Consider the following 7,318-nt stretch of genomic DNA (forward strand, 5'->3'; position numbering starts at 1 on the left):
ACGATCAATCCGTTCGCCCTAGCCAGCTCTCAGACGATCGGGCAGAATCCGGTGCACACGCTTCCCCTGGAGCGTGCTCGTGTCCTCGCTGATCCGTAGATCTGACGACGGTCCCCGGTCGGGCCATCACGAGTGGCCGCACCGAGGACGATGGAGGCGACGGTGTCCGACGAGCGACCCGCCCCGGACGTCCCGGCCACCTTTCGCGACGTGTTCGGCCAGGCCGAGTTCCGCGCCCTCTTCACGGCCAACACCCTGTCCTGGATCGGCGACTACGTCGCCAAGGCGGCCGTCACGGTGCTGGTCTACCGGCAGACCGACTCGGTGGCGCTCTCCGCGGCCGCGTTCGCGGCGAGCTACCTGCCCTGGTTGCTCGGGGGCCCACTGCTCGCCGCACTGGCCGAACGGCACCGCTACCGAGAGGTCATGGCCGCCTGCGACCTGACCCGGATGGCGCTGATGGTGCTGGTGGCGCTGCCCGGGATGCCGCCCTGGGCGATCCTCGCCCTGATCTTCGCCGCCACCCTGGCCAACCCGCCGAGCCAGGCCGCCCGATCCGCGCTCACGCCGCAGATCCTGCACGGCGATCGGCTGGTGGTGGGCCTGTCCGTCCTGGCGAGCAGCAGCCAGGCCGCCCAGGTCGTCGGCTACCTGCTCGGGGCGGCGATCGCCGTGGTGAGTCCGGCCGCCGCCCTGCTGATCAACGCGGCCACCTTCGCGGTGTCGGCGGCCCTCGTCCGGTTCGGGCTGCGCGACCGGCCGTCGACGATGACCGCGGCGCACCGCAGCCACCTGCTGCGGGAGACCGGGCAGGGCTTCCAGATCGTCTTCGGTCAGCCGGTCCTGCGGGCGATCGCGGTGCTGGTGTTCAGCGCGATGCTCTTCTCCATCGTGCCGGAGGGCCTCGCCGCGGCGTGGGCCGCCGAGCGCGGCGGCGACCTCGGCAGCGGCGCCGCCCAGGCGATCATCATGGTCGCGAGCCCGATCGGCTACATCATCGGCGGGCTGGTGGTCGGCCGGTTGTTCAGCCCGGACCGCCGGCTGGCGCTGATACGTCCACTGGCGGTGCTCGCCCCGGCGGCGCTCGCCCCCGCGCTGTTCGACCCGCCGCCGCTCGTGGTGGCAGTCCTCTCGGCGGCGTGCGGCTTCGCCGTCGCGGGTCTGCTGCCGGTGGCGAACAGCCTCTTCGTCCGCGCCCTCCCCGAGGGCTACCGGGCCCGGGCGTTCGGGGTCATGGCCAGCGGTACGCAGATCATCCAGGGCGCTGCGGTGCTGGCCACCGGGGCGCTCGCCGAGCGCTTTTCCATCCCGACGGTGGTCGGCGCATGGAGCGTGGCCGGCGTCGTGCTGATGCTCGGGGCAGCGCTCGCCTGGCCGCACCGGGAGGCGGTGGCTGCGGCCGTCGACGCCGCCACGCGGGCCAACTCGACCCCGGCGGCCCCCACCGCGCCCCGACCACACCCACCCGGTCGGGGCGCGGCCCCGGCGACCGCCGCGGACCGGTCCGGGGACCGCAGCCGCCGGCACGCGGTGACCTGACCCGCCGCCGGCCGGTGGGCGGGAGCTGACCGCCAGCCGCACCTGGCAGGATGGAACGGTGACTTCCCCAGGCGAGTCGATGACCCTCTTCGAGGCGATCGGCGGCGAACCCACCTTCCGCAAGCTGGTGGACGAGTTCTACGCCGGCGTCGCGACCGACCCGCTGCTGCGGCCGATGTACCCGGAGGAGGATCTCGGCCCGGCCGCCGACCGGTTGACCCTCTTCCTCATGCAGTACTGGGGCGGCCCGCGCACCTACTCGGAGCAGCGCGGCCACCCGCGCCTGCGGATGCGGCACGCGCCGTTCCGGATCGGCGCGGCCGAGCGGGACGCCTGGCTGCACCACATGCACCGGGCGGTGGACCGGCTGGACCTGCCGCCGGAGATCGCGGGCGCGCTCTGGGACTACCTGGAGCGGGCCGCGTACTTCATGGTGAACGTGACGGAGGACCCGGCGGCCGGCGCCTGACGGCGATCGACCGCCCCGCTGCCGGGGCCCGCGGCCCCGGCAGCGGCTCAGAGCAGGGCGCCCTCGTCGTGCAGCCAGTCCACGAAGGTGGTGGCGACGGCGGCCCCGCAGTCGAGCAGCTCGACCAGCAGTGCGTCGTGGGCGCCGGCACCGAGCGGGACCTGGAGCTCCGCGTAGATCGGGAGCTGACCGCGCTCGGTCGGGTCGCCGATGTACGCCTTGCAGAACCGTCTGGTGTGGTTCCACTCGTTGACCACCCGGTAGGCCCGGTCCGCCCAGTCCGGCGGCACCGTCGCGTGCGGCCGGGCCCGCATCACCAGGATCTCGTCGTCCGGCCCCTCGAGGGTGACCAGGACGGCGTGCCGCTCCCACATGGCCAGCAGGTTGCCGTCGCCGTCGGCCAGGTAGCGCACGTCGAGCAGGTCGAGCGCGTCGCAGACCCGGCGGAGGGTGACCGGGCCGACGGTGGCCGGCATGTCGGCGGTCACCGGCCGCTCGACGGCCGTATCGTCCCCTGGCTGGCGGGGTGTCGGCGGTCCGCACCGGACGCCGTCCTCCACTGTGATCCCGCTTCGAGTTTCCGGATCGCCGCCGACGGCGGGACCTGGGCGCCATGACCACCACGGCATCGCTCGCGCACCTCACTCCCCAGCGGATCCAATCGCCTACGGTGCGTTGGATCCGAGGATGGACGGTACCCGGACAGCCGGGTTGAGACATCCCCCCAACGGACGCCCCAAACCGGAAGAATGAGCGGGGGTCATCCGTTCGGACGACCGGCTATCGGCGTCAGGCTGAGTTCGGCGACCTTCCGCGACCAGGCCGCCCCATACGGTCCGACCAGTCCGACCCAACGGCCGGCGATCCTCACCTGGACGTCACCGGCGCCGAGGAAGCCCATCCGGACCAGGCCCTGGACCAGCCGCTGCGGCACCTCCACCGGAGCGTCCGGCGCGTCGTCCGGGGTGACCACCACCGCGACGTGGTCCAGCAGCGCGTCACGCAGCGCCCGCTGCCCCACCGCACGGCCCGCCACGCCGTGCGCCACCGCCTCGCGCAGGGTCCCGGCCGCGGCGGCGGCGATCCGGCGGACGTCCTCGGCGGGCAGCGCCTCCACGGCCCGGCTCGGGGCCGGCGGCAGCGGCCAACGCCACCCGTCGTCCCGGCGCCGGGGCAGCCCCGCGCCACCTGCCGCCAGCTCGGACAGCAGCTCCGCCGCGGCGACCGTGACGTCGCCGGGAGCCGGCCCCGCGACCGTCCGCGTCACCAGGACGTCCCACGGCAGCCGGGCCCAGAGGGCGGTACGCCCCGCGTCCGGCACCGGCCGGAGCCGGACCAGAGTCGCCGGGTCCAGCCGGAGCAGCCGGGCCAGGAAGGCACCCGCGTCGGCCACCCCGGTCAGCCCGTGCCCCGCCGCCGGCGCGGTCACCGCGTCTCCCGGCTCACGGGGTCAGCCCCGGGGCGTAGCGGAGCAGGAACGCCCGCTCCTCGGGGGAGATCCGGCGGGGTCGCTGCGCCGCCAGGTCGAACGGGACCAGCACCGAGCGGGCGGTGCTGGCCAGCACGTCGCCGTCGTACAACTCGTAGGCGACGGTGAACGAGGCGGCCCGCAGCTGCTCCACCCACAGCTCGATGCGGACCGTGGGGGCCGCCTCCGCGGTGGCCCGCCCCAGCGCGTAGTCGACCGGACGCAGGTAGTCGACCTCGTGCCGACGGATGACGACCCCGTCGGCGAACGAGCCCACTCCCCACGCCCGGCCGCCGGCGAACATCATCGCCACCCGCGCCTCCTCGTAGAGGGTGAGGAAGCGGGCGTTGTTGACGTGGCCGTACGCGTCCAGGTCGGACCAGCGCAGCGCGCAGTGGTAGACGAACCTGTCAGTCACGGGTGAGCTTGCGGTAGGTCACCCGGTGCGGACGGGCGGCGTCGGCGCCGAGCCGGTCGATCTTGTTCTTCTCGTACGCCTCGAAGTTGCCCTCGAACCAGAACCACTTGGCCGGATCCTGGTCGTCGCCCTCCCAGGCCAGGATGTGCGTGGCGACCCGGTCCAGGAACATCCGGTCGTGGGAGATGACCACGGCGCAGCCGGGGAACTCCAGCAGCGCGTTCTCCAGGCTGCCGAGGGTCTCCACGTCCAGGTCGTTGGTCGGCTCGTCGAGCAGGACGACGTTGCCGCCGATCTTCAGAGTCAGCGCCAGGTTGAGCCGGTTCCGCTCGCCACCGGAGAGCACCTTGGTCGGCTTCTGCTGGTCCGGCCCCTTGAACCCGAAGGCGGCGATGTACGCCCGGGACGGCATCTCGACCTTGCCCACCATGAGGTGGTCCAGCCCGTCGGAGACGACCTCCCAGACCGTCTTGTCGCCGGACAGGCCCTGCCGGCTCTGGTCGACGTACGACAGCGAGACGGTCTCGCCGACCTTGACCGAGCCGTCGGTCGGCTCCTCCAGCCCCACGATGGTCTTGAACAGGGTGGTCTTACCGACACCGTTCGGGCCGATCACGCCGACGATGCCGTTACGGGGCAGCGTGAAGGAGAGGTCGTCGATCAGCACCCGGTCGCCGAATGCCTTGGTGAGGTGGTTGACCTCGATGACCGTGCTGCCCAGCCGCGGGCCCGGCGGGATCTGGATCTCCTCGAAGTCCAGCTTGCGGGTCTTCTCCGCCTCGTTGGCCATCTCCTCGTACCGGTCGAGACGGGCCTTGGACTTGGTCTGCCTGGCCTTGGCGTTGGAGCGGACCCACTCCAGTTCCTCGGAGAGGCGCTTCTGCATCTTGGCGTCGCGGCGACCCTCGACGGCCATCCGGGCGGCCTTCTTCTCCAGGTAGGTGGAGTAGTTGCCCTCGTACGGGTAGGCGCGGCCGCGGTCCAGCTCCAGGATCCAGTTGGCCACGTTGTCGAGGAAGTACCGGTCGTGGGTGATGGCGATGACCGTGCCGGCGTACTTGGCCAGGTGCTGCTCCAGCCACTGCACGCTCTCCGCGTCCAGGTGGTTGGTGGGCTCGTCGAGCAGCAGCAGGTCGGGCGCCTCCAGCAGCAGCTTGCACAGCGCCACCCGGCGGCGCTCACCACCGGAGAGCTTCGTCACGTCGGCGTCGGGCGGCGGGCAGCGCAGCGCGTCCATGGCCAACTCGAGCTTGGAGTCGATGTCCCAGGCGTCGGCGTGGTCCAACTCCTCCTGGAGCTTGCCCATCTCCTCCATCAGCTCGTCGGAGTAGTCCGTCGCCATCTGCTCGGCGATCTTGTTGAACCGCTCCAGCTTGGCCTTGGTCTCGGCGACCGCCTCCTCGATGTTGCCGAGGACGGTCTTGGCGTCGTTCAGCGGCGGCTCCTGCGCCAGCATGCCCACGGTGTAGCCGGGCATCAGCCGGGCCTCGCCGTTGCTGGGCTGGTCCCAGCCTGCCATGATCTTGAGGAGGCTGGACTTACCGGCGCCGTTCGGGCCGACCACACCGATCTTGGCCCCCGGCAGGAAGTTCAGCGTCACGTTGTCGAGCACGACCTTGTCGCCGTGCGCCTTGCGCGCCTTTTCCAGGACGTAGATGAACTGGGCCACGGTGCGGGCTACCTCCGTCGGTTGCGATCGCGGGCTTGCGGGGCGCGGGCGCGGGCGGCGGCTTCCGCCCGCCGCCGGCCGGCAGCCGGCTGCGCGTACGCCGTCGTCAATCCTGACAGGTACGCCCCGCTCCGCCCACATCACCCCGCCCCGCGCCGCGCCGGGCCGCCGAGGTGGCGCCGTCCCGGGCGGCCGAGCCCCCGCCACCCCCGCCGAGCTGCGGATTGCCGACAAGATCACTATGGTGATTCGGTGGATCTGGGACGGGTAGGTAACTCAGGCACGGGGGAACAGACGCCGCAGCTACGCTCAGTACGCTCATCGCGGTGGAACCGTCAGCACCCGGAGGTGGCCGATCGTGACCGTCCGTAGCTCCTTTGTCGTAGTGGCGAACCGACTGCCGGTCGACGAGGTGAGCACACCCGAAGGACGGCAATGGCGCCGCAGCCCCGGCGGGCTGGTCACCGCGCTGCACCCCGTCCTCGCCGAGCACCAGGGCACCTGGGTCGGCTGGGCGGGCGGCACCGGCGCCGCCCCGGAGCCGTTCGACCTGGAGGGCATCCGCCTGCACCCGGTGCCGCTGAGCGCCGAGGAGCTGGAGCGCTACTACGAGGGGCAGTCCAACGCGACGATCTGGCCGCTCTATCACGACGCGGTCGAGACCCCGGCCTACAAGCGCCGCTGGCGCGAGGCGTACCGCCTGGTCAACGCCCGGTTCGCGGAGGCCGCGGCGGACGTGGCGGCCGAGGGCGCGACGGTCTGGGTGCAGGACTACCAGCTCCAGCTGGTCCCGGCGATGCTCCGCGAGCTGCGACCGGACCTGCGGATCGGCTTCTTCCTGCACATCCCGTTCCCGCCGATCGAGCTGTTCATGCAGATGCCGTTCCGCACCGAGCTGCTGCGCGGCCTGCTCGGCGCCGACCTGGTCGGCTTCCAGCAGCGGCTGGCCGCGCAGAACTTCGTCCGGCTCGCCCGTCACCTGCTCGGCCTGCGCTACGAGGGGCAGATGATCCAGGTCGACGGCCGGCAGGTGAAGGCCGGCGCGTTCCCCATCTCCATCGACACCAAGGAGATGGAGCGGATGGCCGCCGACCCGACGATCCAGGCCCGGGCCAAGCAGATCCGGGAGGAGCTCGGCAACCCGAAGACGATCATCCTGGGCGTCGATAGGCTGGACTACACCAAGGGCATCGAACTCCGGTTGAAGGCTTTCCGGGAACTCCTCGCTGACGGAAAGTTGACAGTTCCGGACGCGGTTATGGTGCAGGTGGCCACACCGAGCCGCGAACGCGTGGAGCACTACCAGGCACTTCGGGTGAAGGTCGAGCGCGAGGTGGGCCGGATTAATGGTGAATTCGGCAGGGTCGGCGTGCCGGCGGTGCATTATCTGCATCAGTCGTACAGTCGCTCCGAACTGGCCGCGATGTACGTCGCGGCAGACGTGATGATGGTGACCCCGCTGCGAGACGGAATGAATCTGGTGGCCAAGGAGTACGTCGCATCGCGCGCCGACCAGGGTGGCGCGCTCGTGCTCAGTGAGTTCGCCGGCGCCGCGACAGAGCTGCGCCAGGCGTTCCTGTGCAACCCGCACGACCCCGACGCGGTGAAGGACGCGCTGTTGCGTGCCGTGCACGTCGAGCGACCGGAGGCTCGCCGTCGCATGCGGATCATGCAGCGGCACCTGCGCACCCACGACGTGGGCCACTGGGCCAAGTCCTTCCTGACCGAACTCGGCGTGCCCGATGCGGAGGCCGC

At 71.7% G+C, this 7,318-nt stretch carries 7 protein-coding genes; 3 read left to right on the forward strand and 4 right to left on the reverse strand.

The genetic code is table 11. The features are described 5' to 3' along the window. Nucleotides 1-150: 150 nt before the first annotated feature. Nucleotides 151-1,539 carry an MFS transporter gene (locus tag ACL02O_RS25710; RefSeq protein WP_412820728.1) on the forward strand — a complete coding sequence of 463 codons (1,389 nt, stop codon included), beginning with the start codon at nucleotides 151-153 and terminating at the stop codon, nucleotides 1,537-1,539. Between the two features lie 79 nt (nucleotides 1,540-1,618). Next, entirely contained in the window at nucleotides 1,619-2,008 is a 390-nt protein-coding gene (locus ACL02O_RS25715; RefSeq protein ID WP_412820737.1) for a globin, read from the forward strand. A gap of 47 nt (nucleotides 2,009-2,055) precedes the next feature. Here ACL02O_RS25715 and ACL02O_RS25720 read toward each other — a convergent pair whose 3' ends face one another. The 4 genes from ACL02O_RS25720 to ettA all read right to left on the reverse strand — a co-directional run bounded on the left by ACL02O_RS25720 (nucleotide 2,056) and on the right by ettA (nucleotide 5,563). Continuing rightward, nucleotides 2,056-2,637 carry a type III secretion system chaperone family protein gene (locus ACL02O_RS25720; RefSeq protein ID WP_412820729.1) on the reverse strand — a complete coding sequence of 194 codons (582 nt, stop codon included), beginning with the start codon at nucleotides 2,635-2,637 and terminating at the stop codon, nucleotides 2,056-2,058. Nucleotides 2,638-2,768: 131 nt separating this feature from the next. After that, nucleotides 2,769-3,437 (reverse strand): hypothetical protein, encoded by a 669-nt coding sequence (locus ACL02O_RS25725; RefSeq protein ID WP_412820730.1) that lies wholly within the window; start codon nucleotides 3,435-3,437, stop codon nucleotides 2,769-2,771. A 13-nt stretch (nucleotides 3,438-3,450) separates the two neighbouring features. Beyond that, a complete protein-coding gene (locus tag ACL02O_RS25730; protein ID WP_412820731.1) occupies nucleotides 3,451-3,894 on the reverse strand; it encodes an acyl-CoA thioesterase in 444 nt (147 codons plus the stop codon). Next, the gene (ettA, locus tag ACL02O_RS25735; protein WP_412820732.1) at nucleotides 3,887-5,563 is read right to left on the reverse strand and encodes an energy-dependent translational throttle protein EttA; all 1,677 of its coding nucleotides are present in this window, start codon (nucleotides 5,561-5,563) and stop codon (nucleotides 3,887-3,889) included. Before ettA ends, ACL02O_RS25730 begins: the two co-directional genes overlap by 8 nt. A gap of 358 nt (nucleotides 5,564-5,921) precedes the next feature. Here ettA and ACL02O_RS25740 point away from each other — a divergent pair. Then, nucleotides 5,922-7,318: alpha,alpha-trehalose-phosphate synthase (UDP-forming) (locus tag ACL02O_RS25740; protein ID WP_412820733.1), on the forward strand; the 1,397-nt coding region annotated here is incomplete at its 3' end.

Source organism: Micromonospora mangrovicola (assembly GCF_047200535.1).
In the GTDB taxonomy this organism is placed as follows: domain Bacteria; phylum Actinomycetota; class Actinomycetes; order Mycobacteriales; family Micromonosporaceae; genus Micromonospora.

What these genes read in the sequence shown, in the direction of transcription:
- ACL02O_RS25710 (WP_412820728.1), top strand. Translation starts at nt 151, where the DNA reads ATGGAGGCGACGGTGTCCGACGAGCGACCCGCCCCGGACGTCCCGGCC.
- ACL02O_RS25715 (WP_412820737.1), top strand. Translation starts at nt 1,619, where the DNA reads ATGACCCTCTTCGAGGCGATCGGCGGCGAACCCACCTTCCGCAAGCTG.
- ACL02O_RS25720 (WP_412820729.1), bottom strand. Translation starts at nt 2,637, where the DNA reads ATGCCGTGGTGGTCATGGCGCCCAGGTCCCGCCGTCGGCGGCGATCCG.